Source organism: Mesorhizobium sp. B2-9-1 (assembly GCF_006439455.1).
Classification (GTDB): Bacteria; Pseudomonadota; Alphaproteobacteria; order Rhizobiales; family Rhizobiaceae; genus Mesorhizobium.
In genome coordinates this window covers 207110-231602 of sequence record NZ_VFTP01000007.1, presented here as the reverse complement: position 1 = coordinate 231602, position 24493 = coordinate 207110, and the positions used below count along the sequence as shown (strand labels likewise).

The 24493-nt window shown below is 63.7% G+C and carries 21 protein-coding genes; 14 read left to right on the top strand and 7 right to left on the bottom strand.

The features are described 5' to 3' along the window. Positions 1–8: 8 nt before the first annotated feature. From FJW05_RS15995 to FJW05_RS15970, 6 genes are all read right to left on the bottom strand, one after another. The gene (locus FJW05_RS15995; RefSeq protein WP_140633776.1) at positions 9–857 is read right to left on the bottom strand and encodes a carbohydrate ABC transporter permease; all 849 of its coding nucleotides are present in this window, start codon (positions 855–857) and stop codon (positions 9–11) included. Then, positions 854–1789 carry a sugar ABC transporter permease gene (locus tag FJW05_RS15990; protein ID WP_140633773.1) on the bottom strand — a complete coding sequence of 312 codons (936 nt, stop codon included), beginning with the start codon at positions 1787–1789 and terminating at the stop codon, positions 854–856. Before FJW05_RS15990 ends, FJW05_RS15995 begins: the two co-directional genes overlap by 4 nt. A gap of 1 nt (position 1790) precedes the next feature. Beyond that, on the bottom strand, positions 1791–2882 hold the full coding sequence (gene ugpC, locus FJW05_RS15985) for a sn-glycerol-3-phosphate ABC transporter ATP-binding protein UgpC (protein ID WP_140633770.1): 1092 nt from the start codon (positions 2880–2882) through the stop codon (positions 1791–1793). 43 nt (positions 2883–2925) lie between these two features. Further along, positions 2926–4437: an alpha-N-arabinofuranosidase gene (locus FJW05_RS15980; RefSeq protein ID WP_140633767.1), complete on the bottom strand. Its 1512-nt coding sequence runs from the start codon at positions 4435–4437 to the stop codon at positions 2926–2928. A gap of 184 nt (positions 4438–4621) precedes the next feature. Continuing rightward, positions 4622–5548: a helix-turn-helix domain-containing protein gene (locus FJW05_RS15975; protein WP_140633764.1), complete on the bottom strand. Its 927-nt coding sequence runs from the start codon at positions 5546–5548 to the stop codon at positions 4622–4624. A 202-nt stretch (positions 5549–5750) separates the two neighbouring features. After that, a complete protein-coding gene (locus FJW05_RS15970) occupies positions 5751–7223 on the bottom strand; it encodes a PLP-dependent aminotransferase family protein (RefSeq protein ID WP_140633761.1) in 1473 nt (490 codons plus the stop codon). 551 nt (positions 7224–7774) lie between these two features. Between FJW05_RS15970 and iolE (FJW05_RS15960) the strand changes: the two genes are divergently transcribed. The 7 genes from iolE (FJW05_RS15960) (at position 7775) to FJW05_RS15930 (ending at position 14868) form a co-directional block, all read left to right on the top strand. Next, positions 7775–8686 (top strand): myo-inosose-2 dehydratase, encoded by a 912-nt coding sequence (gene iolE, locus FJW05_RS15960; protein WP_140633759.1) that lies wholly within the window; start codon positions 7775–7777, stop codon positions 8684–8686. A gap of 27 nt (positions 8687–8713) precedes the next feature. After that, on the top strand, positions 8714–9811 hold the full coding sequence (locus FJW05_RS15955; protein ID WP_140633756.1) for an ABC transporter ATP-binding protein: 1098 nt from the start codon (positions 8714–8716) through the stop codon (positions 9809–9811). Beyond that, a complete protein-coding gene (locus FJW05_RS15950) occupies positions 9808–11121 on the top strand; it encodes an extracellular solute-binding protein (protein WP_140633753.1) in 1314 nt (437 codons plus the stop codon). The genes FJW05_RS15955 and FJW05_RS15950 overlap by 4 nt, the downstream gene beginning before the upstream one ends. Before the next feature lie 11 nt (positions 11122–11132). Next, on the top strand, positions 11133–12026 hold the full coding sequence (locus FJW05_RS15945; RefSeq protein ID WP_181164961.1) for a sugar ABC transporter permease: 894 nt from the start codon (positions 11133–11135) through the stop codon (positions 12024–12026). Next, positions 12023–12841 carry a carbohydrate ABC transporter permease gene (locus FJW05_RS15940; RefSeq protein ID WP_140633747.1) on the top strand — a complete coding sequence of 273 codons (819 nt, stop codon included), beginning with the start codon at positions 12023–12025 and terminating at the stop codon, positions 12839–12841. The genes FJW05_RS15945 and FJW05_RS15940 overlap by 4 nt, the downstream gene beginning before the upstream one ends. 63 nt (positions 12842–12904) lie before the next feature. Continuing rightward, the gene (iolG, locus tag FJW05_RS15935) at positions 12905–13897 is read left to right on the top strand and encodes an inositol 2-dehydrogenase (protein ID WP_140633744.1); all 993 of its coding nucleotides are present in this window, start codon (positions 12905–12907) and stop codon (positions 13895–13897) included. 44 nt (positions 13898–13941) lie between these two features. Further along, complete coding sequence (locus FJW05_RS15930) at positions 13942–14868, top strand: sugar phosphate isomerase/epimerase (protein ID WP_246673457.1); 927 nt, start codon at positions 13942–13944, stop codon at positions 14866–14868. A gap of 69 nt (positions 14869–14937) precedes the next feature. Here the strand turns inward: FJW05_RS15930 and FJW05_RS15925 are convergent, their stop codons facing one another. Then, positions 14938–16047, bottom strand: coding sequence for a Gfo/Idh/MocA family oxidoreductase (locus FJW05_RS15925; RefSeq protein ID WP_140633738.1), 1110 nt, complete (start codon positions 16045–16047; stop codon positions 14938–14940). Positions 16048–16204: 157 nt separating this feature from the next. Between FJW05_RS15925 and FJW05_RS15920 the strand changes: the two genes are divergently transcribed. From FJW05_RS15920 to FJW05_RS15890, 7 genes are all read left to right on the top strand, one after another. Further along, positions 16205–17050 (top strand): MurR/RpiR family transcriptional regulator, encoded by an 846-nt coding sequence (locus tag FJW05_RS15920; RefSeq protein ID WP_176477064.1) that lies wholly within the window; start codon positions 16205–16207, stop codon positions 17048–17050. A 154-nt stretch (positions 17051–17204) separates the two neighbouring features. After that, positions 17205–19139, top strand: a complete 1935-nt coding sequence (gene iolC, locus FJW05_RS15915; RefSeq protein WP_140633735.1) for a 5-dehydro-2-deoxygluconokinase — start codon at positions 17205–17207, stop codon at positions 19137–19139. Between the two features lie 32 nt (positions 19140–19171). Continuing rightward, on the top strand, positions 19172–21016 hold the full coding sequence (iolD, locus tag FJW05_RS15910) for a 3D-(3,5/4)-trihydroxycyclohexane-1,2-dione acylhydrolase (decyclizing) (RefSeq protein ID WP_140633732.1): 1845 nt from the start codon (positions 19172–19174) through the stop codon (positions 21014–21016). A gap of 36 nt (positions 21017–21052) precedes the next feature. Further along, a complete protein-coding gene (iolE, locus tag FJW05_RS15905) occupies positions 21053–21967 on the top strand; it encodes a myo-inosose-2 dehydratase (RefSeq protein WP_140633729.1) in 915 nt (304 codons plus the stop codon). Positions 21968–22031: 64 nt separating this feature from the next. Next, on the top strand, positions 22032–22244 hold the full coding sequence (locus FJW05_RS15900; RefSeq protein ID WP_140633726.1) for a DUF3329 domain-containing protein: 213 nt from the start codon (positions 22032–22034) through the stop codon (positions 22242–22244). A 404-nt stretch (positions 22245–22648) separates the two neighbouring features. Beyond that, positions 22649–23461 (top strand): 5-deoxy-glucuronate isomerase, encoded by an 813-nt coding sequence (gene iolB / locus FJW05_RS15895; protein ID WP_095768042.1) that lies wholly within the window; start codon positions 22649–22651, stop codon positions 23459–23461. Between the two features lie 246 nt (positions 23462–23707). Next, positions 23708–24415 (top strand): DUF1045 domain-containing protein, encoded by a 708-nt coding sequence (locus tag FJW05_RS15890; protein ID WP_140633723.1) that lies wholly within the window; start codon positions 23708–23710, stop codon positions 24413–24415. Positions 24416–24493 lie beyond the last annotated feature (78 nt).

The window sequence follows — 24493 nt, the reverse complement described above, 5'->3', positions numbered from 1 at the left end:
CAATCTCGTCATCGCACCGCGGCGCCTGAGACGGCCGTGACGATGTATTTCTGGAAAAACAGGTAGACGATCAGGATCGGCGCGCCGGCGAATACCGCCTGCGCCATCAAGAAGCCGATGCCTTCCGACTGGGCGAAATTGGTCTGTGTCGAGGCCATGCCGACCGTCAGCGTGTACATATCCTTCTTGGTTGCCGAGATCAGCGGCCACAAGTAATCGTTCCACGCGCCGAGGAAGGTGAAGATGCCGAGAGTTGCCTGGGCGGGCACGGTGAGCGGCAAAAGAACCTTCCAGAACGTCCTGAACCGGCCGGCATTGTCCAGCATGGCGGCTTCGTCCAGCTCCTTCGGGATGGCCTTGAAATACTGGGTCATCAGGAAGACGCCGAAAGAAGCCGACAGGCCCGGGAGAATGAGCCCGTGATAGGTGTTGTGGAAGTTCAGCATGCTGAAGATCTGATGGCGCGCGACAAGCACGGCCTGTTCCGGAACCGCCAGGCCGAAGAGGACGATCACGAACAGGACGTTTCGGCCGGGGAAATTCAGCCGCGCAAAGCCATAGCCGGCGAGCGATGACAGGATCAGCGTTCCGAGCGTCAATCCTCCCGAGACGATGATGCTGTTAAACACCCAGACGAACACCGACGAGGTGCCGATGGTGTTGATGTAGTTCTTCAGCGTATAGGGCGCCTGAAACACCGAATTCGGATTTGCCATCAGCTCGGCATTTTCCTTGAGCGACAGGCCGACAACCCACAGAACCGGCGCGACCATGACCAGGGAAAGCAGGATGACCAGAGCCAGCAACACGCGGTCGCCGAATGCGCGTCCCTTGATGGAAATGGCTGGAGCCCTCATGCCTGGCCTGCCTTGCTGCGTGTGACCAGGTACTGGGCCATGGCCGCCAACAGGATGAGGATGAACAGCACCTCCGAAGCCGCGGCACCCATGCCGAGATCCCAGCGGCGGAACGCGGTGTCATAAATGTAGAGCACGATCGGCTTGGTCAGGTTGTTCGGACCGCCGCGTGTCATCAGCCAGGCCTGGCCGAACAGCTGGAACTGCAGCACGATCTGGACGATGACCACCAGGACGAAGGTTCGTTTGATCGACGGCAGCGTAATCGAGCGTAACGTCTGCCAGCGATTGGCATTGTCCAGGGCTGCCGCTTCGTAGATATCCTGCGGAATCTGCTGGAGGGCGGAGAGAAAGAGCATCATCGGCAGGCCGATGCACCACCAGACGGTGGCAATGGCGATGCCGATCATCGCCAGGCTGGGATCGGAAATGAAGGCCGGGGCGGTTGCGCCGAACCATCCGTAGATCGTCGACAGAAGGCCGACATTCGGAATGAACACGATGCGCCAGATCAATGTGACGATCGTGACCGACAGCACCGAGGAAGAAAAGAACAGGGTCCGCAGCACCGCGGCGGTGCGCGTGCGGCGGTTGAGGCAAAGCGCGAGAAAAAGACCGATCAGTGCCAGGGTCGGCACCGTCAGAAGCACGAAGTAGAAGGTATTCCAGACCGATTGCAGGAACACCTTGTCGTGAAACAGCCTGATATAGTTGCCGAAACCGACGAAGTTTCCGGATGAGAACGTGTCGGCCTTGTGGAAGCTCAGCCACATTCCCCAGAACAGCGGGACCAGCAGAAGCATCGTGAAGAAGAACAGGAACGGCGCGACGAAAATGAAGTTTCGCCATTGCGGCGCGTAGATATCGATGCTTGCAGCTCTGACGCCGGCGGCCGGAAGCGCGGTGGGCGGCGTCGCCCGTCGGTCGTCCATGTCACACCTCCCTCGCATGCCAGGCGCGACCGGTCTCGCCGAACAGATGCGATTTCCGGCCGTCGAAGGCGAGCCCGACCTTGTCGCCGACCGCGACGCGGCTGTTGCCAGCATCCGAGCCGACGATCTGCTGGCCGTCGCCGAGCCGGGCGTAGACCAAGGTGCGCTCGCCGAGCCGCTCAAGCACATCGACCACGCCATCGGCATTGCCCTGCCCGGCGGGAACGATGCGCACGTCTTCCGAACGGATGCCGAAAGTGTATTTGCCGTCGATCGTCTGGTCGGAGGAGATCTCGGTCTGAACCGCTATGCCGTCTGCAAACCTGGCCGTGGCGTTCCGGCTTGATCTGTCGAGCATCGCCTCGACAAAATTCATCGCCGGTGCGCCGACGAAGCCTGCGACGAATTTGGTCGCCGGGCGGTCGTAAATCTCCATGGGAGAGCCGATCTGCTCGATCTTGCGATTGTTCATGACGACAATGCGGTCGGCGAGCGTCATCGCCTCGACCTGGTCGTGGGTGACGAAGATCATCGTGGATTGCAGGCGCTGGTGCAGTTGGGCAAGCTCGATGCGGGTACGGGTCCGCAATGCCGCATCGAGATTGGAGAGCGGCTCGTCGAACAGGAAGGCCTTCGGCTCCTTGACGATCGCACGGCCGATGGCGACGCGCTGCCGCTGGCCGCCGGAGAGCTGGCCCGGCTTGCGCTCGAGCAGGTGCTCCATTTCGAGGATGCGGGCGCTCTCTTTTATGCGCGCGTCGATGAGGTCGCGCGGCATGCCGATATTCTCGAGCCCGAATGCCATGTTGTCGCGCACGCTCATATGCGGATAAAGCGCATAGGACTGGAACACCATGGCAATGCCGCGCTTGCCCGGCGGCAGATGATCGATACGTTCGTTGTTGATGGCTATCTCGCCGGTATCGACAGTTTCGAGGCCCGCGATCATGCGCAGAAGCGTCGATTTCCCGCAGCCGGACGGCCCGAGAAAAACGATGAATTCGCGTGCCTTGATGAAGAGAGACAGATCATCCAGCACCGTCATGGCGCCGAAATGCTTGCTCACATTCCTGATCTCAATATCGGCCGTCACGTCGAGGCTCCTCCTCAGCCCATGCACGACGATGCGCCTGAAGTCAGAGCTTCAGGCGGACCATCTGGTAGGAATAGGGCGGCAGCGGCAGGCTCAATTTGCCGCCCGCCAGCGAGGCGCCGGTCCCCTTCCTGGGCCCGACATTGCTTGGGTTCTGCGCCGAATTGACGGCTTTCAGATCCGCATGCGTCATCAGCTGATGGTCAACGATGTCAGCCGCGCCGAAGCCCGCTATGTCGATCGCGGTTTCGATTTCCTCGCTCGAATGGCGGTTGACGGCAAAGAAGGTGACATGTCCGGTGTCCGTGTCATGCACGCCGGCGACGTCGACATATGAAACCTCGCCGGCGACGGTGGAGCTGTAGGTCGGGCTTTCCACCTTGAGATCCAGCGCATTGCCGCGGCCGTAGATCGAGGCATAGAGGTAAGGATAGAAGATCGTCTGACGCCATGCCGGACCGTTGGGAACGGTCATGATCGGCGCGATGACGTTGACCAGTTGCGCCAGGCACGCGATCTTGACCACGTCGGAACGACGGATGAAGGTGTTGAGGATCAGGCCGACCTGCAGCACGTCCTCGAAATTGTAGATGTCTTCGAGCAATGGCGGGGCGAAGGGCCAGCCCTCATTGCCGCCAAGGATCTTCTTGTCCTGCTCCTTGGAATGGTACCAGACATTCCATTCGTCGAACGAGATGTAGACCTGCTTCTTGGAGCGCTTCTTGGCCTTGATATAATCGATGACGCCGGCGACCGAGACGATGTAAGCGTCGAGCTTCTCGCTCATGGCAAGATAGTTCGGCGCGTCATTGGCTTCATTTTCGAAATACATGTGCAGCGAGATGTAATCCACCTCGTTGTAAGTATGATCGAGAACGGTCGCTTCCCATTCCGGGTATGTCGGCATCTTGGCATTCGACGAGCCGCAGACCACGAGCTCGAGCGACTTGGAGAAGGCGCGCATCGCCTTGGCGGTCTCGTGGGCAAGGCGGCCATACTCGTCGGCGGTCTTGTGGCCGATCTGCCAGGGGCCGTCCATCTCGTTGCCAAGACACCAGAGCTTGACGTCGAAGGGCTCCTTGCGGCCGTTGGCGATGCGCTTGTCGCTCCACTCGCTGCCGCCCGGATGATTGGTGTATTCCAGAAGGTTGCGGGCTTCATCGAGGCCGCGCGAGCCGAGATTGACGGCAAGCATCATCTCGGTGTTCGCCGAGGCGCACCAGTCGGCAAATTCATGCAGGCCGACTTCATTGCTTTCCGACGTGTGCCAGGCAAGGTCGAGGCGCACCGGTCGCCCTTCCTTGGGGCCGACGCCATCTTCCCAATTGTAAGCGGATACGAAATTGCCGCCGGGATAGCGGACGATCGGAACCTTGAGCTCCCGGACAAGATCGATGACGTCCCGGCGCATGCCATCGTCATCCGCCGTCGCGTGACCGGGCTCATAGATACCGGTGTAGACCGCCCGCCCAAGATGCTCGATGAAGGATCCATAGAGCCTGGGATCGATCTTCGAAACGATATAACGCGGATGCGCCGTGACGGCCGCCTTCATGCATTTCCTCCGAGAATATCAAAAATGATGATTTAAATCACCTTATTAGATATCAAAGGGAAACGGCATCCGTTCGTCAAGCGAAAAACCAACAAAAGTCTGACAATTGACCGACAGGCTCAGTTGCAAATGCAGTCAACCGATTGAAATCGCTGCACTATTTTTGAGACCCGATTTGGTGATATCAATCGGTTTTGATCCTCAGCAGAATGTCCTGATCGTAATTTCCAAATCCCTTGCCGAAAATATTGATTCCGCCGGGACGCTCGGCGTCGTCCTTGACGCCAATACGAACCCGGATTGAATGATGGCCCTTCAGGTCGAGGGCGGCGAGGCTGGTCTCGGAAATCCGGACACCGTCGACATAGGTTCCGTCAGCGGAAACCCGCCAGTTCTTCAGCTTGCCATATTGCGAGCCCTTGAGCTTCCACCAGGAGGGCGTGAAAACGCCGCGCTTGTCGCCGAAATCGCCGGGTGACGTCCAGGTGCCGACGTCGACGCCATTGATCGTCAGCGTGATGTCGGAGGGCCAGTCGGCGCTGGTGCCCGGCACTTCCGAGGACAGTTCCACCACCAGCTCGAGCTCGGTAATCTCGGTATTGGCGAGCTTGGCATTGTTGGGGAACTGATATTCGACAAAGCCGCGCGTGAACCACAACAAACCGGCCTTCATACGGTCCGGATCCAGGAAAGTGTTGGGCACATCGAGCAGGCCGATGATCCCGTCCGGCGAACAGAGACCGCAGGGCGCGGTGACCTCGAAGCCGGTGTAAAGCCCAATCGGCATCGATACTTCGATCGCGTCGTTCTTGACCGCTCGATACTCGCTCTTGAAGACCACGAGCACTTCCTCGGCGGTCGGATAGCAGATCTTCTGGCTGCCTTTCCTCGCCTTCTGGTTCTCGGTGCGGATCAGGCCCGCATCCTCAAGCACCTGTATATTGGTCGAGACCGTCGACTGCGGCAGCGACAGCACGGAGGCTATTTCGTTGACATTCATCGGCCCCTTCTCATGCAGCAGCCTCAGCATGGAAATGCGCGCCGAAGAGGCAAGGCCCTTAAGGACGGCCATGCCCTCCTCAGGGTCGATCACCAGAAAATTGCGACTCAATGGATTGCCAGCCTATGCGATTTGCACCCGAAATCAGCTTGTATATCGGGATAATTGATTCAATCAATGCGGCGGCGGCACTCCATGCGCCTTTTTGGTTGAGCGACCGCGAAGAGCCATTTGTTCCTCGGCAGGATTGCCGCCCGGTGCGACCTGGCCAAGCAGGACGTCGGGTGCGCCATTTACCGACGTCGTGAAATCCTCACCCCAGCGTCTCGCGAATCGCCGCCGCCAGCCTCTCCACCCCGTCCCGCGTCTGCGCGGCGTCACAGGCCGCATAGCCCAGCACCAGCCCTTGCGTCGGGGCCGTGTTCTGGAAATATTTCGACAGCGGCGAGACGTTGATGGCCCTTCTCGCTGCCGCCTGGCTGACCTTGATGTCGTCGATGCCATCCTTGAGATAGCCCACTACCTGGATGCCGGCTTCGGCGGGAGAGAGTGTGATCTCGTCGCGCAGGCGCTCGGTCACGATCTCGCGGAAGAGCTGGCGGCGCTGGGCGTAGATGCGGCGCATGCGCTTCAGGTGCCGGCTCATATGACCTTCGGTGATGAAATCGGCGAGCGCGGCCTGGAGAAGCAGCGGCGCGAACTGGCCGGTGGTGGAGAGCGCGTTGACGATGCGTCCCGCGAGCTCTTGCGGCAGCACCATGAAGCCGAGGCGCAGCGCCGGGAACAGCAGCTTGGCGAAGGTGCCGACATAGATGACGCGGCCGGAACGGTCCATGCTCTGGATCGCCGGCACGGGGCGGCCCTGGAAACGGTATTCGCCGTCGAAATCGTCCTCGATCACCCAGGCGTTCGCGGTCTCGGCGATGTCGAGCAGGCGCAGCCGCTCCTCCATGCGCATGGTGATGCCGAGCGGATGCTGGCAGGCCGGCGTCACATAGATGAGACGGGGTGAGAAATCCGGGGCATCGAGCCGCCAGCCGCGCTCCTGGTCGACGGGGATGGGCAGGATTCTTGCGCCGGCTACGGTGAAGGCGGCCTTGGCGCCGTAATAGCCGGGCTCCTCCATCCACACGGTGTCTTCGGGGTCGAGCAGCAGGCGGGCGAGAAGATCGAAGGCGGCCTGCGCGCCGGTGGTGATGACGATCTGCTCGGGCCGGCAGCGCACACCGCGCGCGGAATAGAGATAGCCGGCGATTGCGTCCTTCAGCGCCGGGTGGCCGGTGACGTCATAGGTGCCGAACAGCGTCTCGCCGCCATGGCTGGCGCGGCGCGCGACCAGCCGGCCCCAGACGCCGAAGGGAAAGCTCTGCGCGTCCGGCATGCCGGGGTGGAAGGCGACATGCCCCGGCCTGCCGTGATGATAGGGCTGGCTGAGCAGCTGCTGGCCGCGCAGCGAGGGCTGGCGCAGCGGCAGAGGCGGCTCCTCGGTCGGTGTCTCGCGCGGGCCTTCGGGCAGGTCGACGATGACCGGACGGGCGCCCTGGCGATTGGCGAGATAGCCTTCGGTGACGAGCTGGTCGTAGGCGGCAACGATGGTGTTGCGGCCAAGGCCGAGCTCGGCGGCCAGCGCGCGGGTGGAAGGAAGCTCCGAGCCCGGCGCCAGCGTGCGGTTGCGGATGATGGCGACGAGGCCGTGATAGAGCTGGCGCGAGAGGTGCTCGGGGCTCGAGCGGTTCACGGCCAGCATGTCGAGCGGGAACGCCTGGGGCTTGGGGTGGGAGCGCATCGTTTATCCCCACCCATGGATGCAATGGCAATGGCGTGCCGCGACACGCTTGTGCTGCAAGGTCGAGTTCCTTCGCCCCCCTCTCTGTCCTGCCGGACATCTCCCCCTCAAGGGGGGAGATTGGCAGTTCAGGCGCCTCGCTTTTCTTTGCGACGTCGGCGATTGGCGAAAGCCGGCGCGACATCCGATCTCCCCCCTTGAGGGGGAGATGGCCGGCAGGCCAGAGAGGGGGGCCTCGCGCCGACGATCAATGATTTCGAGGTTGCCCATCTCCCCATCCTGCCACACCCACCTCCCGGCACAAACTGGTTCCTTCATTTTCCGGAAAACTGGCCCTCGCGAGGGAGACAGAGCGGGGTAGACTTCGCGCAGTGACGTTGGGGCAAGACGTCGACAAGAACAGGTAAGACGGGGACATGTGAGGCGGGGCGCCGGGAGGGCGTCTTGCCGAACGAAACGGCAGGGTTTCGCCCCGTCGCCGGCAATCGCAGCCATCTCCTCCCGAGACCGGACCCCCGCAGCCATCACGGCTGCGGGGCGGAAAGCGAGCAATGACGACAGTTCGACTTGGCATCAACCCGATCACCTGGACCAATGACGACGTGCCGGAACTGGGCGGCGACACGCCGCTCGAGACCTGCCTCAGCGAGACTGCGGAGGCCGGCTATGCCGGCACCGAGCTTGGCGGCAAGTTCCCGCGCGAGAGCCGCGCGCTTCGGCCCATCCTCGACCATTACGGGCTGGCGCTGGTCTCCGGCTGGTATGACGGGCGCATATGCGAGAAGGAGGTGGACGAGGAATTCGAGGCGATCCGGCCGCATCTGACGCTGCTTCGGGACCTCGGCGCCAGGCGCGTCGTCTATGCCGACACCTCGCGCGGCCGGCATGGCGCGATCCATGAGCCGATCTCGCAGCGGCCGAAGCTGATGGACGGGGAATGGAAGGCCTATGGCGCCAAGATCACCCGGCTCGCCGAGCGCTTTTCCGATTTCGGCGTCGGCATGGCCTTCCACCATCACATGGGCACGATCGTCGAGACCGACGCGGAGATCGACAGGCTGATGCATGCAACCGGCGAGGCGGTCGGCCTGCTCTACGATACAGGGCACTGCGCCTTTTCGGGCGGCGACCCGGAGCAATTGCTGCGCCGGCATGTCGAGCGCGTCGTGCATGTCCATTGCAAGGATGTGCGCCCGGCCATCTTAACGAAAGCGCGCGAGGCCGACATGAGCTTCATGGGCGCGGTGATGGAAGGCATCTTCACCGTGCCGGGCGACGGCGCGATCGACTATCCGACGCTGCTCAAGATCCTCGCCGACCAGGGCTATTCCGGCTGGCTGGTGGTCGAGGCCGAGCAGGACCCGGCCAAGGCGCATCCCTTGACCTACGCGACGATGGGGTATCGGAATCTGAAGAAGCTGGCCGAGGGCGCGGGCTTCTATGTCCACGAGCGCAAGGCCTGAAGAAAGTATGGGGCGCCGGGGAGGGAGATGAGCTCGGTTCTGTACCAAAAGGTGGTCAAGAATTTCGGCGCGCTCAACGTGCTGCGATCGCTCGACCTTGCGGTGCCGGACCACAAGTTCCTCGCCCTGCTCGGCCCGTCGGGCTGCGGCAAGACGACGGCGCTGCGCATCCTGGCTGGGCTCGACATGCCGACCGCCGGCAAGGTCTTTATCGGCGAACGCGACGTCACCCGGCTGCAGCCGCGCGACCGCGACATCGCCATGGTGTTCCAGAGCTACGCGCTTTATCCGCAGATGACGGTCGCCGAAAATATCGGCTATCCGCTGTGGATACGCGGCACACCCGAGGCCGGGCGAAAGGCCAAGATCGGCGAGGTCGCCAGCGTGCTCGAGATCGGTCATCTGCTCGACCGCCGACCGCGCCAGCTCTCGGGCGGACAACGCCAGCGCGTGGCGCTGGCCCGCGCCATCGTGCGCGACCCGGCGGCCTTCCTGATGGACGAGCCGCTGTCCAATCTCGACGCAAGGCTGCGGCTCACCATGCGCGGCGAGATCAAGCGGCTCTGCCAGCGCCTCAGCGCCACCACAATCTACGTCACCCACGACCAGGTCGAAGCCCTGACGATGGCCGACTTCGTCGCCGTCATGCATGGCGGCGAGCTGCAGCAGATGGCGCCGCCCATCGAGATATATGACCGCCCGGCAAACCGTTTCGTCGCCACCTTCGTCGGCAACCCGCCGATGAACATCCTGCCGGCGGCGCTTTGCGAGCAAGGCGTCATCGTGGCCGGCAAGGTCGTCCCACTGGACGCCGCACGGCTTGCTGCCTGCCGCGCCGCCTCCGTCGCCGAAATCGGCCTCCGGCCGGAGGACTGCAGCGCTGCCGCCGTCGCCACGCCCGATGCCCTGCCCGGCGAAATCTACGTCGTCGAACCGATGGGCAACGAGACGCTGGTCAATGTCCGCGTCGAAGGCGGCAACGTCTCGGTACGGGCCGGCCGCGATTTCCGGGGCGTGGTGGGTGAAAGCATCGGCGTCGCCTTCGACCCGGCGAACGCCTGTTTCTTCAATTCGGACGGCCTGACAGCCGTCCACAGGGCTAACAACAATGGGAGAGTGACATGATGCATTCAAGCAGACTTACTCGCCGCTCCGTCGTCAAGGCCGGGCTTGGCCTGGCTTTGGCGACCACCGCCCTCACCACGCTTGGCCTGCCGATGCCGGCCCGCGCCGCCGGAAAGAAGGTGATCATCGGCGCCTTCGCCGATGGCGGCCTGACGCCGTTCAAGGAAAAGATCATCCCGCTGGCCAAGGAGCAGGGCTTCGACATCCAGTTCCTCGAGGACGAATACGGGGTGACGCTCGAGAAGTGGTTCGCCGACGCCCAGAGCGGCGCCGGCCAGTATGACCTTTACCTGCTCGACGACCCATGGGTGCCGCAGTTCGGCGCCGCCAACGTGCTCGAGGACCTTGGCGCCGGAGGCATCGATGGGTCGGACAAGGACTGGATCGGCTCGATGATCGACATGGGTTACTGGCCGCCGCAGAAGGGGCCGCGCGTCAAGGGCTTCGAGAACGCCAAGCCGACGCTGATTTGCGTGCCCTTCGTCGGCGACCTGCAGACGCTGACCTATCGCAACGACGTCTTCACCGGCGGCGCGCCGAAGACCTGGGACGAGCTGATTGCCAAGGGCAAGGAAGGCGTCGCGGCCGGCAAGATCAAATACCCGGTCGTCTTCCGCGGCGTTTCCGGCAACCCGATCGTCACCAGCTGGTATCCGGTCTTCCTGTCGTTCGGCGGCTCGTTCTTCGACGACAAGTGGAACCCGATCTTCAATTCGGCCGAAGGCAAGGCCTCGGCCGATTTCTTCGTCGGCACGATGAAGCAGAACGCGCCGAGCGGGGTGGTCGAGTTCGACTCCGACCAGGAGGGCGCGGCGATCCTCGGCGGCGATGCCGGCGCCATAATCCAATATTCGGGCAATGCGCTGAAGGCCGACGATCCCGCCCAGACCAAGGTCGCCGGCAAGCTCGATTTCGGCGTCGTGCCGAAGCGGGAAAAGGCGATCGCCCAGATGGGCATATTCATCGCCGGCGTGCCGAAATCGGCGCCCAACAAGGCGAACTCGATCGAGTTCCTGAAGTGGTATGTCAGCGCCGAAACTCAGGCCAAGCTTTCGGAAGCGGGCTCGATCCCGGTCAAGCGCAGCGCCTTCGGCATCGCCAAGCCCGGCAACCGACTGATACCGGTCGCCCTGCAGCAGCTCGACGCCGGCGCGCTGCCGCGGCCGCGCACCCCCGACTGGGCGAAGGTCGAGGAACTGCTCGGCATCGAGCTCAACAAGGCGCTGCAGGCCGGCTCCGGCGGCGGTGCCGCATTGGACACGGCGGCCAAGCAGGTCAAGGACTATCTGACCACGGCCGGGTACTACTGATGCAAACCGGCATGCAGGCACGCAAATATCGCCTGCAGGGGGCGGGGCTCGACCTCGCCCTCCCCTATCTCATGCTGGCGCCGGGCCTGACGATCGTGCTCGGCGTGCTCGTCTATCCGCTCTGGGACGGGCTGCGCGCCAGCACCAGGGCTTACCGCTATGGCTCGCCCGTCGCCCATGTCGGCTTCCGGAACTATGTGCAGCTTTGGAGCGACGCACAGTTCCTGAATTCGCTGTGGGTCACGGTCAAGTTCGTGGCGCTTGCGGTTTCCATCGAGGCGGTGCTGGGCTTCGCGCTTGCCTTGTTCTGCCTGCACGAATTCCGCGGTATCCGGCTGCTCAGGACGGTGCTGATCATTCCCATGGTGATCACGCCGGTCGTCGTCGCCATCCTGTTCAGGCTGATCTACGCCAGCGACGCCGGCATGCTGACCGCGCTCTCGGAGGCCATGGGTGGCGGCGGGGTCCAGATCCTCGGCAACCCGCTCAATGCCTTCATCGGTCTTGTCGTGCTCGACGTCTGGGAATGGACGCCGCTGATGTTCCTCATCCTGCTCGCCGGCCTTCAGTCGCTGCCGCACGAGCCGTTCGAGGCGGCGCGCGTCGACGGCGCCGGGTCCTGGCGCGTCTTCGCCGATCTCACCTTCCCAATGATGCGGCCGGTGCTGGCGGTCGCCATCGTGCTCCGCACCATCGATGCCTTCGGCACCTTCGACCAGGTTTTCGTGCTGACCCGAGGCGGGCCGGGCGAAGCGACGAGGCTGATCTCGATCTATGGCTACGACACCGCCTTCAAATTCCAGCAGACCGGATACGCGGCGGCGCTGTTCGTGACGATCGGCCTCGTCGTGCTCGCGCTCGCCTTCAGCGCCATCAGGCTCCTGCGCAGGATCGACGCGTCATGAGCACCCGCCTGGCGCGCATCCTCACCACCATTTTCGTGCTGGCAGTGGTGCTGCTGCCGATCTACTGGCTGGTGTCCACCTCGCTCAAGTCCAACCGCGAGATCACGCAGGAAGGCACCCTCTATCCGCATGTGCCGACGCTCGACAATTACGTGCGGCTGTTCACCGAAAAGCAGTTCGGCTCCTACCTGACGAACTCGGTGGTGGTCACCTTCTTCTCGGTCGCGATAGCGCTGGTCTTCGGCGCGATGGGCGCTTATGTGATCGCCAGATTCCGCCTGCCCTTCGCCGCGGAGCGCAAGATCGGTCTCTTCCTCCTGACACTGCGCATCATTCCGCCGGTGGTGATCTTGATACCCGTCTATCTCTTGATGCTGAGCCTTGGGCTGCTCGACAGCTGGCTCGGCCTGATCGCCACCTACACCGCCTTCAACGTCACCTTCTGCGTCTGGATGATGGAGAGCTTCTTCCGCGAGATCCCGGTCGACCTCGAGGAGGCGGCCATGGTGGACGGCGATTCACGCTTCGGCGCCTTCCGCCGCATCACGCTGCCATTGGCGGCACCGGGGCTCGCGGCCACCGCGATCTTCGCCGTGCTGGTCACCTTCAACGAATTCCTTTTCGCGCTGGCGCTGACCGCCACGCCACGGGCGATGACCATGCCGCGCGGCACCGCCACACTCATCGGGCGCATCGATACCGACTGGGCCTCGATGGCCGCCGCCGGCGTCATCGGAGCGCTGCCGATCGTGTTCTTCGCGCTGCTGGTGCAGCGGCACCTGGTTCGCGGCCTGACCATGGGCGCGGTGAAATGATTGCCGCTCGGATACACGAACCGGCCGGCAGTGCTGGAGCGGCCTGATGAGAAAGTCGAACGCATGATGGATGTTTGTCTGTTCGGGGTGGGGCTGATCGGCCGCGTGCATGCGAGCAATCTCGCGCGCCACCCGAAGGTGCGGCTGCGCTACGTCGTCGATCCCAATCGCGAGGCGGCCGAGAAGGTCGCCGCCGTAACCGGCGCCGAGATCGTGGATACCGAAACCGTTATGAACGATCCGGCAGTGAAAATGGTGTTCATCGCATCGGCGACGCGCACCCACGCCGATCTCGCCATGGCAGCGGCGGCAAAGGGCAAGGCGATCTTCTGCGAGAAGCCGATCGACCTCGACCTCAAGCGCACGGACGAGTGCCTGGCCGCTGTGGCGAAAGCCGGCGTGCCGTTCCAGATCGGCTTCAACCGTCGCTTCGATCCGAGCTTCCGCGCGCTGAAGGAGCGCCTCGATGGCGGCGAGATCGGCGCCGTCGAGCAGGTCATCATCACCAGCCGCGATCCCGAACCGGAGACCGAGGAAGCGCTGGCCGGAGGCGGCGGCGTTTTTCGCGAGATGACCATCCACGATTTCGACATGGCGCGGAACATGCTCGGCGAGGAGCCTGTGGAGCTTTTCGCGACCGGCTCCTCGCTGGTGGCGCCGCAATACAGGAAGCTCGGCGACTACGATACCGCGATGTTCATCCTGCGAACGGCGTCCGGCCGGCAATGCCACATCAACAACAGCGTCAGGGCCGCCTATGGCTATGACCAGCGCATCGAGGTGCACGGCGCCGACGGCATGCTGCAGGCCGGCAACCGGCTGCCGACCTCGGTGGAATTGTATGGCGGCAAGGGCATATCGCGCGACAAGCCCTATTACTTCTTCGTCGAACGCTATGCGGAATCCTACGCGGCCGAGATCGACCATTTCATCACCTGCGTCGAAACGGGCAGGCGGCCGGCGGTCACCGCCAGCGATGGGCGCAAGGCCATGATCCTTTGCGAGGCGGCGCTCGCGTCGGCTCGGTCCGGCAGGTTCGAACCGGTGAAACTCTAATCGGCGGGTGTGAGGCAAGCGGGAGTCCCGAAATGAAGATTGGCATGATCACAGACAGCCTCGGCAACCTGTCCTTCGACGAGATGCTGCGCGCCTCGGCCGAGCTGGGGCTGGAGACGCTGGAGTTCGCCTGCGGCAACTGGTCATCGGCGCCGCATATCGATCTGGCCGCCATGCTGGACAGCAAGACGACCCGAACCGAATTCGTCGCCAAGGTTCGCGACCACAGGCTGACGATCGCGGCGCTTAACTGCTCCGGCAACCCGCTGCATCCGGGTCCGCAGGGCAAGCAGCATCGCCAAGTGACTGAAGACACGATCCGGCTGGCGAGTGTCCTAGGCATCGACCGGGTGGTGATGATGTCCGGGCTGCCGGGCGGACCCGGCGACGCCAATCCCAACTGGATCATCACCGATTGGCCGCCCGAATGCGCCGACATCCAGCGCTACCAGTGGGACGATTGCATCATCCCCTATTGGCGCAATCTCGTCGGATTTGCGGACAATCTGGGCATCAGGAAGCTTTGCCTGGAACTGCATGGGCATCAGGCCGTGTACAATGTCCAGACGCTGTTCCGGCTGCGCGATGCGGTCGGCGAGACGGTCGGCGCCAACTACGATCCGAGCCATCCGATGTGGATGGGCGCCGATCCCATCGCCGCCGTGCGCAAGCTTGGCTCGGCGATCTACTACGTCCACGCCAAGGACACACGCATCGAACCTATACCGGCCGCTATTGACGGCACGCTCGATACGCGCCCGCCAAATCATTATGCCGAAAGGGCCTGGAATTACATCACGCTCGGCTACGGCCACGGTGAAACCTGGTGGCGGCAGTTCTGCACCGCGCTGAAGCAGGCCGGCTATGACGACGTGTTGTCGATCGAGCACGAGGACATGATGCTGTCGCCGATGGAAGGCATGCGCAAATCCGTGGCGCTGCTGCGCAACGTCGCCATCAACCTGGCCTGAATGTTCAGATCCGAACCTGCATTGGCCGGCCACCGTGGGCCGTCATACCGGCCCCAGCGCTCGGCTCGATCACCTCACATCGACCCAGCGCTGCTCCTGGAACGAACGGGCCATGGCATGCACGGTGCGCTCGATTTCCAGCCCCTCGTCGAAATCGATGATGCGGGCCGGCTTGCCGGCGATGCGCATCAGGAGCTCGCGGCATTCGATCATCTTGAGGTCGTTGAAGCCGAGGCCGTGGCCGGGCGCCGGCAGGAAGGAATCGTAAGGCTTGTGGTGCGGCGCCACCAGGACGGTGCGGTAGCCCTGCTCGGTCGGCCGGTCGGCGGTGAGGTAGAGCTGGAACTCATTCATCCGCTCCTGGTCGTAGAGGATCGAGCCCTTCGAGCCGAAGATCTGGATGGCAATGCGGCCCTTGCGGCCCCAGGCCGAGCGGTTGACCAGCAGCGAGCCGGCAACGCCGTTCTCGAGATGCATCAAGACGCTGGCGATGTCATAGGTCTCGACAGCGCGGGGAGCGCCGGAAGCGGTCTTGCGGTCGGCATAGGGTTTGACCATGTCGCACATGACGCGCGAAACGCGGCCGAACAGCGCCCTGATCAGCGACAGCGGATGCACGGCGAAATCGTCGAGCGCGCCATAGCCGGAAGAGGCCTCGTGCTTCCAGAAGAACAGCGCTTCGGGGTCGGCCATGAAATCCTCGTCCATCTCGATGCGCACGAGGTTGACGTCGCCGATGATCTTTTCCCCGAGCAGAGCGCCGATATGGCGGATGGCGGGGTTCTGGATGTAGTTGTAGCCGAGCACGGCGACCTTGCCGGATGTCTTCGCGGCCTTCGCCATTGCCTCGGCCTCGGCGAAACTCGGCGCCATCGGCTTCTCGCACCACAGATGCTTGCCGGCCTCGAGGATGGCGATCGCCATTTCCGGGTGGAACTGGTTTGGCGTGGTCAGCGAGACGATCTCGACGTCCGGATCCTCGACCACGGCGCGCCAGTCGCCGGAGCCTTTTGCGAAGCCGAACTCGGCAGCTTTACGTTTGGCAAGCTCGTCATTCACCTCGCCCAGATGCACCAGTTTCGGCTTGTCGACATCGGGAAAGACCGTGCCCACCGCGTTCCAGGCGATGGCGTGGCACTTGCCCATGAAGCCCGTGCCGATGAGGCCCACTCCGACCATGTCGATTGTCTCCAGGATAAAGGAAAGTATGTGTGGATGAATTAGTCCATTTTAGTAAAGAATGGAACATCTAAATCATTTTTTATGGTGTTCTTGCGCGAACTCGCTATGATGAGGCAGGAGAGGGACAAACCTTATGAGCGTGGGCGGAGCGACGATGGACGAACGGGTGCCTCGCGATTTCGAAACGCTGCGCGCGACGATCCTGGACAGGCGCGCGAGCCTGCCCAAGCGCATCGCGCAGATCGCCGCCTATGCGCTCGACAATCCCGACGACATCGCCTTCGGCACGGCGGCGAGCATTGCCGCCTCGGCCGGCGTGCAGCCCTCGACGCTGATCCGGTTTGCCCAGCAGCTCGGCTTCGACGGCTTCACCAGCCTGCAGCAGGTTTTCCGCGAGCGGCTGCGCGAGCGCAACTCCTCCTATGACGAGCGGCTGGCGGCGCTGCGCGCCAAGGCCGAGGAAGGCCGCGGGCATCGGGCGATCTTCGACGGCTTCGTCGCCGCCGCCAGCACCTCGCTGGGCGACATCTCACGCTCGCTCAACGATGCCCATTTCGAGGAGGCGGTGGCGCTCCTGGCTAAGGCCGAGACGATCTATGTGCTGGCCAAGCGCCGCTCCTATCCGGTGGCGTCCTACATCGCCTATGCGCTGGGCAAGCTCAAGATCCGCAACCAGCTGGTGGAATCGGCCGCGGGGCTGAACGCCGAGATGATCGGCTTCGCCACGCCGCGCGACGCCGTCATCGCCATCAGCTTCTCGCCTTACGCGCCGGCGACCATCGAGGAGACGCGCTCGATCGCCGAGCAGGGCGTGCCGATCGTGGCGATCACCGACTCGTCCTTCTCGCCGCTGGCGCAATTCGCCAAGGTCTGGTTCGAGGTCGCCGAGGCCGATTTCGGCGGCTTCCGCTCGATCTCGGCGACGATGGCGCTGGCGATGGCGCTGACCGTCGCCGTCGGCGAGAAGCGCCGCGAGGCCGGGCGCCGGCGCAAGGGCTGAGCCTCCCGGACGAGCGCTTTTCGGCTCGGGAATGCTCATTCCATATTGACTGTAGATTGGAATTAATATTTCATATTGACGACACCACGCCGTCGCCGGCGCGTGCTGTCCAAAACGACGCTGCTCTGCAAAACAAGGCCGATGGGAGGTTCGAATGGGCGAAGCCGTGGAAGGGAAATACCCGCCGCTCGACGTCATCACCATCGGCCGCGCCTCGGTCGATCTCTATGGCCAGCAGATCGGCTCGCGGCTGGAGGACATCACCTCTTTCGCCAAATCCGTCGGCGGCTGTCCGGCCAATATTTCCGTCGGCACGGCGCGGCTCGGCCTGCGCTCGGCGCTGCTCACCCGCGTCGGCGACGAGCAGATGGGCCGTTTCATCCGCGAGCAGCTTCGGCGCGAGGGCGTCTCCGTCGACGCGCTGAAGACCGACAAGGAGCGACTGACGGCGCTGGTGCTGCTTTCGGTCGAGAGCGAAGGCGTCTCGCCGATGATCTTTTATCGTTCGGACTGCGCCGACATGGCGCTGGCCGAGGAGGATATCGACGAGGCGTTCGTCGCTTCGGCGCGCTCGGTCGTCGTCACCGGTACGCATTTCTCGCGGCCCAATTCCGATGCAGCCCAGCGCAAGGCTATCCGCCTCATGAAGGCCCGGGGTGGCAAGGTGGTGTTCGACATCGACTATCGCCCGAACCTCTGGGGCCTTGCCGGGCATGCCGAGGGCTTCGAGCGCTACGTCAAGTCGGACCGCGTCTCGGCGCAGCTCAAGACCGTGCTGCCGGATTGCGATCTCATCGTCGGCACCGAGGAAGAGATCATGATCGCTTCCGGCGCCGACGATTGCCTGAGCGCGCTAAAGACGATCCGCGCGCTATCGCCGGCCACCATCGTGCTCAAGCGCGGCGCCAAGGGCTGCATCGTCTATGACGGGCCGATCAGCGACGACCTCGAGGACGGCATCGTCGGCAAGGGTTTCCCGATCGAGATCTACAATGTGCTCGGCGCCGGCGACGCCTTCATGTCGGGCTTCCTGCGGGGCTGGCTCGGCGGCGAGAGTTTTGCGACGGCCGCGACCTGGGCCAATGCCTGCGGCGCCTTCGCCGTTTCGCGCCTGCTCTGCGCACCGGAATATCCGACTTTCGAGGAGCTGCAGTTCTTTCTGAAGCACGGCAGCAAGCACCTGGCGCTGCGCAAGGACGAGGCGATCAACCACGTCCACTGGGCAACGACGCGGCGGCGTGACATTCCCTCGCTGATGGCTTTGGCCTGCGACCATCGCGTCCAGCTCGAAGACGTTGCCGCCAAGGTCGGCGCCGACGTTGCGCGAATCCCCGACTTCAAGGTGCTCACCGTCAAGGCGGCGGCAAAGGTCGCGGCCGGCCGCGACGGCTACGGCATGCTGATCGACGAGAAATATGGCCGCGACGCGATGTTCGAATTCGCCCGCCATCCCTTCGCTTGGCTCGGCCGTCCGGTCGAATTGCCCGGATCGCGCCCGCTGCGCTTCGAGTTTTCGCAGGATATCGGCTCGCAGCTTACCGAATGGCCGGTCGACCATTGCATCAAATGCCTGTGCTTCTACCACCCGGACGATCCGGAAGCGCTCAAAGTTGAGCAGCAGCAGAAGCTGCGCGCTTTGTTCGAGGCGGCGCGGAAAGTCGGCCGCGAACTGCTGGTCGAGATCATCGCCGGCAAGCACGGCAAGCTTGACGACACCACCATTCCCCGCGCACTGGAGGAACTCTATGCGCTCGGCATCAAGCCCGACTGGTGGAAGCTCGAGCCGCAGGCTTCGGCAGGCGCCTGGGCGAAGATCGAACAGGTCATCGTCAGGAACGATCCATGGTGCCGCGGCATCGTGCTGCTCGGGCTGGAAGCGCCGCAGGACGAGCTGGTCGCGGCCTTTGCGGCAACCGCCAATGCGCCAATCGTCAAGGGCTTTGCCGTCGGTCGCACCATCTTCGTCAACGCCGCCGAACAATGGCTGGCCGGCCGGATGTCGGATGACGAGGCGATCGCCGACATGGCCGCGCGCTTCGAGCAGCTGACCGAGGCATGGCTTGCCGCGCGCGGCCGCAAGGCCGCATAACAGGACCGCTGAAGGACCGCGGAGGAGACATCATGAGCAAGACAATCCGCCTGACGATGGCGCAGGCGCTGACCCGCTTTCTCAGCCGGCAAATGACTGAGATCGACGGGAAAAAAGTGCCGATCTTCGGCGGCGTCTGGGCGATCTTCGGCCATGGCAATGTCGCGGGCATTGGCGAGGCGCTCTATCAGGTGCGCGACGAGCTGCCGACTTTCCGCGCCCATAACGAGCAGGCGATGGCGCATGCGGCGATCGCCTATGGCAAGGCCAATTTCCGCCGCCGCTTCATGGCAGCGACCTCTTCGATCGGCCCCGGCGCGCTCAACATGGTGACGGCGGCCGCGCTCGCGCATGTAAACCGGTTGCCCGTCCTGTTTTTGCCGGGCGACATCTTCGCCAACCGCCTGCCCGACCCGGTGCTGCAGCAGGCCGAGGATTTCTCCGACGGCACGGCGAGCGTCAATGACTGCTTCCGCCCCGTATCGCGCTATTTCGACCGCATCACGCGGCCGGAGCAGATCATCCCGGCGCTGAATCGCGCCATGCAGGTGCTGACCGATCCGGCCGAATGCGGCCCGGTGACGCTCTCGCTCTGCCAGGACGTGCAGGCCGAGGCCTATGGTTATCCAGAAAGCCTGTTCGCCGAGCGCGTCTGGACGCCGCGCCGGCCGCGCCCGGACCGCCATGAGTTGGCGGCGGCCGTCGCTGCGCTGAAGGGCGCCAGGAAGCCGCTGGTGATCGCCGGCGGCGGGGTGCTGTATTCGCAAGCTTCGGACGAGCTCGCCAAGCTGGTGCAGGGCGCCGGCATTCCGGTCTGCGAGACGCAGGGCGGCAAGTCCTCGCTGCCCGACGACCATCCGCTCAACATGGCGGCGGTCGGCGTCACCGGCACGTCGGCCGCCAACCGGCTGGCGGAAGAGGCCGATGTCGTGCTCGCCATCGGCACCAGGCTGCAGGATTTCACCACCGGCTCCTGGGCGCTGTTCAAGAATGCCGGCCGCACCATCATCGGCCTGAACACGCAAGGTTTCGACGCCGGCAAGCATTGGGCGCTGCCGCTGGTTGCCGACGCGGCCGAAGGGCTTGCCGAGCTGTCCGCCGCGCTGAAGGGCTGGAAGGCGCCGGCCGCGTGGACCGACAATGCATTGAAGGGCAAGACGGAGTGGCAGGCCGCCGCCGCCAAGGTGACCGCGTCGACCAACGCCGCCTATCCGTCCGATGCGCAAGTGATCGGCGCCGTGCAGCGTGCCATGGGCTCGGGCGTCACGCTGCTGCATGCCGCGGGCGGTCTTCCCGGCGAATTGCACAAGCTCTGGCAGGCCGGCGCGCCGGGCTCCTACCATGCCGAATACGGCTTCTCGACCATGGGCTACGAGATCGCCGGCGGGCTCGGCGTCAAGATGGCGAAGCCTGACCAGGAGGTCGTCGTCATGGTCGGCGACGGCTCCTATCTGATGCTCAATTCCGAGATCGCCACCTCGGTGATGCTTGGCCTGAAGCTTACCATCGTGCTGCTCGACAATCGTGGCTATGGCTGCATCAACCGGCTGCAGATGGCGACCGGCGGTGCCAACTTCAATAATCTCTTGAAGGACGCGCGCCACGAGGTGATGCCGGACGTCGACTTCGCCGCGCATGCGGCAAGCTTAGGTGCCGTTGCCGAGAAGGTGGCGTCGATCGCGGAGCTGGAGACGGCGCTGGCCAAGGCGAAGAACAACGACAAGACGACCGTGCTGGTCATCGACACCGACCCGCTGGTCTCGACCGAGGCCGGCGGCCATTGGTGGGATGTCGCCGTGCCGGAAGTCTCGGCGCGGCCGCAGGTCAACGCCGCGCGCAAGAACTATGAGGAAGCCGTGAGCAGCCGTCAGGGCTGAGCCGGCCTCGCAACGAACCGACATTGGAGTGACGACTTGAAAGCCAAACTGGGCATGTCCCCCATCGCATGGTGGAATGACGATCTCGTGGAACTGAGCGATGACGTGTCGCTGGAGGAATGCCTGCGCCAGTCGCGCTCGGCCGGCTTCACCGGCATGGAGATGGGCCGCCGCTTCCCCAACGATCCGAAGGTGATGCTGCCGATCCTGAAGCAGGCCGACGTCACACTCTGCGGCGGCTGGTTCTCCGGCACGCTGGTCGATGAGGACATCTCCCGTAACAAGGACCGCATCCAGCCGATGATCGAGCTGTTCAAGGCGGTCGACGCGCCCTGCATCGTCTATGGCGAGGTCGGCCGATCCATCCAGGGCGATCGCTCCAAGCCTTTGGCCACCAAGCCAAAACTTTCAGGCGACGAGATGAAGGCTTACGGCCGGCGCGTCACCGAGTTCGGCGAATGGTGCGCCGAACAGGGCATGCCGCTTTCCTACCATCACCACATGGCGGCGGTGGTCGAGACCGAGCCGGAGCTCGACGCTTTCATGCGCAACTCCGGCGAAGGCATTCCGCTGCTGCTCGATGCCGGCCATCTCGCCTTTGCGGGCGGCGATGTGCTGCGCGCCATCGACAATCACCACAAGCGCATCAACCACGTCCATGTGAAGGATGTTCGCATGGGCGTGATCGACGGGCTCGACCGGACAAAACAGTCCTTCCTCGACGCCGTGGCGCTCGGCGCCTTCACCGTGCCGGGTGACGGCTCGCTCGATTTCGGCGCCATCGTGCAGCGTTTCGCCGATCATAGCTATGAAGGCTGGTTCGTGGTCGAAGCCGAGCAGGATCCGAAGAAGAACCCGCCGCTCAAGATGGCTGAGGTCGGCCACAAGGAGCTGATGCGAGTGATGACGGCCGCCGGCTACACGGTGGAGACACAAGGGTTTCCAGCCTGAACGGTGGATTAGTCGGGGCGCCCGGTCTATCTGGTGCGCTTTGGCAAAATCCTGGATTGGCGCGATGAAAGACTATGAGCATCCCTTCTTCCGGCCGCTGTGGCGCCGTATCGCGGTCGTCGCGGTCTGCCTCATCTGGTCGGTGATCGAATTCGCCTCCGGCACACCCTTCTGGGGCATCATCGCGCTGGGCTTCGCCGGTTACGCGGTGTGGCAGTTTTTCTATCTCTATAAGCCGGTGGAGGAGAACAAGGCCGACGTCGAACCAAAAGAGTGAGTGATCCATGGCTCGAGAGCTTCTACGGATCGGATACTGCGTGCATGGCGGATCGCATACGTTGGCGATTAGCCGAAACGCTCCTCGCTTCGTCATCCTAGGGCGGAGCAAGGAGCGCAGCGACGCGGCGCAGACCCTAGGATCCATGCCATGACTTTGACGTGTCGCGACGGTGCAGACAATGGCGCCGAAACGCCGGCCCAGACAGCCTCTTTCTGCACCGCTGCATTCTACGGCAGGTGTAACGGCATGGATTCTAGGGTCTGCGCGCGTCGCTTCGCTCCTTGCTCCGCCCTAGAATGACGACGTTGCGAGGGAACCGGCCAATCTCCAAGGTTTTCGCGATAGTCCATCGGATTCTTAGCTGCGCCAATGGGGCGCCCAGGAATTAGGAGAGCCAAAAAATGTCGAAACTGCTCGTCAAGGCCGACAAGGGCCACGGCCATGTCGCTCATGTCACGCCGCAAAGCGCCGGCTGGACCTATGTCGGTTTTGATCTGCATCGGCTTCGTCCGGGCGAGACGGTGTCCGGCAAAACGGGCGAGCGCGAGGTCTGCCTGGTCTTCGTCACCGGCAAAGGCAAGGCGTCGGCCGGCGGCAAGGATCTCGGCCTGCTCGGCGAGCGCATGTCGCCCTTCGAAGGCAAGCCGTGGTCGGTCTATGTGCCGCAAGGCGCCGACTGGTCGGTGACCGCCGATACCGAGCTGGAGCTCGCCGTCTGCTCGGCGCCTGGCCTCGGTGGCCGTCTGCCGGTGCGCGTCATCGGACCTGACGATCTCGGCCAGGAGGTGCGCGGCAAGGGCACCAACACGCGCTACGTCACCAACATCCTGCCCGAGGGCAAGCCGGCGGATTCGCTACTGGTGGTCGAGGTGATCACCCCCGGCGGCCACACCTCCAGCTATCCTCCGCACAAGCACGACCAGGACAATCTGCCGGCCGAATCCTATCTCGAGGAGACCTATTACCACCGCCTCAACCCGCCGCAGGGCTTTGCCTTCCAACGCGTCTACACCGATGCCGACCGCAACGGCGTGCGCGAGCTGGACGAGGCGATGGCGATCGAGGACGGCGATGTCGTGCTGGTGCCCAAGGGCTATCATCCTTGCGCGGCCTGCCACGGCTACGACCTTTATTACCTCAACGTCATGGCCGGACCGAAGCGGACGTGGAAATTCCACAACGCGGCCGAGCATGAGTGGCTGATGAAGGCCTGATCGGCACGCCGGCAAAGCCGTTGGTCCAGGCCGGAAAAATCGTCGGCTAACGAGCTCCGTGCTGGACTTGCCTTCGAAAACCCACGAAAGCTTCGTCAATCCGTCATGGAAATCACCTATGGCAGCGGTTCCGGTGCATGTCGCCGCAAGCGCTCCGGCGTTTTGGGCCACGACTTGCCAAGACAATGACTTGAAGCGCGTCGCATATTCCTTTGGGGCGCGCAGCGCGCTTGACGAGGAACGCCCATGCGCTACGCGATCTACTACACCCCGGGGCAGGACGAGAAGCTGGCGCGCATTGCCGCTAACTGGCTGGGCCGCGACCCGTTTGGCGCGGCGACGCGGCCGGTCGAGGCCGTGGGCGATCTGTCGGCCGCGGAAGTCGCTTTCCATACCGCCTCCGCCCGGCGCTACGGATTCCATGCGACGCTGAAAGCCCCGTTCCGGCTGGCGCTGAACGAGACGGAAGCTTCGCTCCGCGCCGCGCTCGACGCTTTCGCCGGAACGACGCCGCCTGTGATCATCCCGCGTCTCGTCGTCGGCCAGATCGACGGCTTTTTCGCGCTGGTGCCGGAAACGCAGTTTGCGCCGCTCAACGATTTCGCCGGCGAGGTGGTGCGCGCCTTCGATCCGTTCCGCGCGCCGCTGACCGAGGCCGAGATCGAGCGCCGCAGCCCCGATGCGCTGAAGCCGGACGAGTTCCGCAATCTCTGCCAATGGGGTTATCCTTACGTCTTCGATACGTTCCGCTTCCACATGACGCTCTCGGGGCGGGTCGGGCCACAGGAAAGCCCACGTCTTCGTGCAGCGATCGACGGCCTGTTCGCCGACGTGCTGCGGCAGCCGGTGCCGGTGGATGCGCTGACATTGTTCGTCGAAAGCGAGCCCGGCGCCCCGTTCATGGTGCTTTCCCATCATGCGCTTGGCCGCCGGGCTGCCCGCAAGACCGCCTAGGGCGGATCAGCGGAAACGCTGAACCGCCCTATCTTTTTGTTTTTACGCAATTCCGGACGGAAAACCGCAAGGCACTTT

Excerpts from the sequence above, each read along its gene's own strand:
- iolC (WP_140633735.1), top strand. The coding sequence starts at position 17,205 with ATGGGCGAAGCCGTGGAAGGGAAATACCCGCCGCTCGACGTCATCACC.
- iolG (WP_140633744.1), top strand. The coding sequence starts at position 12,905 with ATGATGGATGTTTGTCTGTTCGGGGTGGGGCTGATCGGCCGCGTGCAT.
- FJW05_RS15990 (WP_140633773.1), bottom strand. The coding sequence starts at position 1,789 with ATGGACGACCGACGGGCGACGCCGCCCACCGCGCTTCCGGCCGCCGGC.
- FJW05_RS15980 (WP_140633767.1), bottom strand. The coding sequence starts at position 4,437 with ATGAAGGCGGCCGTCACGGCGCATCCGCGTTATATCGTTTCGAAGATC.
- FJW05_RS15930 (WP_246673457.1), top strand. The coding sequence starts at position 13,942 with ATGATCACAGACAGCCTCGGCAACCTGTCCTTCGACGAGATGCTGCGC.
- FJW05_RS15900 (WP_140633726.1), top strand. The coding sequence starts at position 22,032 with ATGAAAGACTATGAGCATCCCTTCTTCCGGCCGCTGTGGCGCCGTATC.
- FJW05_RS15970 (WP_140633761.1), bottom strand. The coding sequence starts at position 7,223 with ATGCGCTCCCACCCCAAGCCCCAGGCGTTCCCGCTCGACATGCTGGCC.
- FJW05_RS15945 (WP_181164961.1), top strand. The coding sequence starts at position 11,133 with ATGCAGGCACGCAAATATCGCCTGCAGGGGGCGGGGCTCGACCTCGCC.
- FJW05_RS15920 (WP_176477064.1), top strand. The coding sequence starts at position 16,205 with ATGGACGAACGGGTGCCTCGCGATTTCGAAACGCTGCGCGCGACGATC.
- FJW05_RS15950 (WP_140633753.1), top strand. The coding sequence starts at position 9,808 with ATGATGCATTCAAGCAGACTTACTCGCCGCTCCGTCGTCAAGGCCGGG.
- FJW05_RS15925 (WP_140633738.1), bottom strand. The coding sequence starts at position 16,047 with ATGGTCGGAGTGGGCCTCATCGGCACGGGCTTCATGGGCAAGTGCCAC.
- FJW05_RS15890 (WP_140633723.1), top strand. The coding sequence starts at position 23,708 with ATGCGCTACGCGATCTACTACACCCCGGGGCAGGACGAGAAGCTGGCG.
- FJW05_RS15995 (WP_140633776.1), bottom strand. The coding sequence starts at position 857 with ATGAGGGCTCCAGCCATTTCCATCAAGGGACGCGCATTCGGCGACCGC.
- FJW05_RS15955 (WP_140633756.1), top strand. The coding sequence starts at position 8,714 with ATGAGCTCGGTTCTGTACCAAAAGGTGGTCAAGAATTTCGGCGCGCTC.
- FJW05_RS15940 (WP_140633747.1), top strand. The coding sequence starts at position 12,023 with ATGAGCACCCGCCTGGCGCGCATCCTCACCACCATTTTCGTGCTGGCA.
- iolD (WP_140633732.1), top strand. The coding sequence starts at position 19,172 with ATGAGCAAGACAATCCGCCTGACGATGGCGCAGGCGCTGACCCGCTTT.
- iolB (WP_095768042.1), top strand. The coding sequence starts at position 22,649 with ATGTCGAAACTGCTCGTCAAGGCCGACAAGGGCCACGGCCATGTCGCT.
- iolE (WP_140633759.1), top strand. The coding sequence starts at position 7,775 with ATGACGACAGTTCGACTTGGCATCAACCCGATCACCTGGACCAATGAC.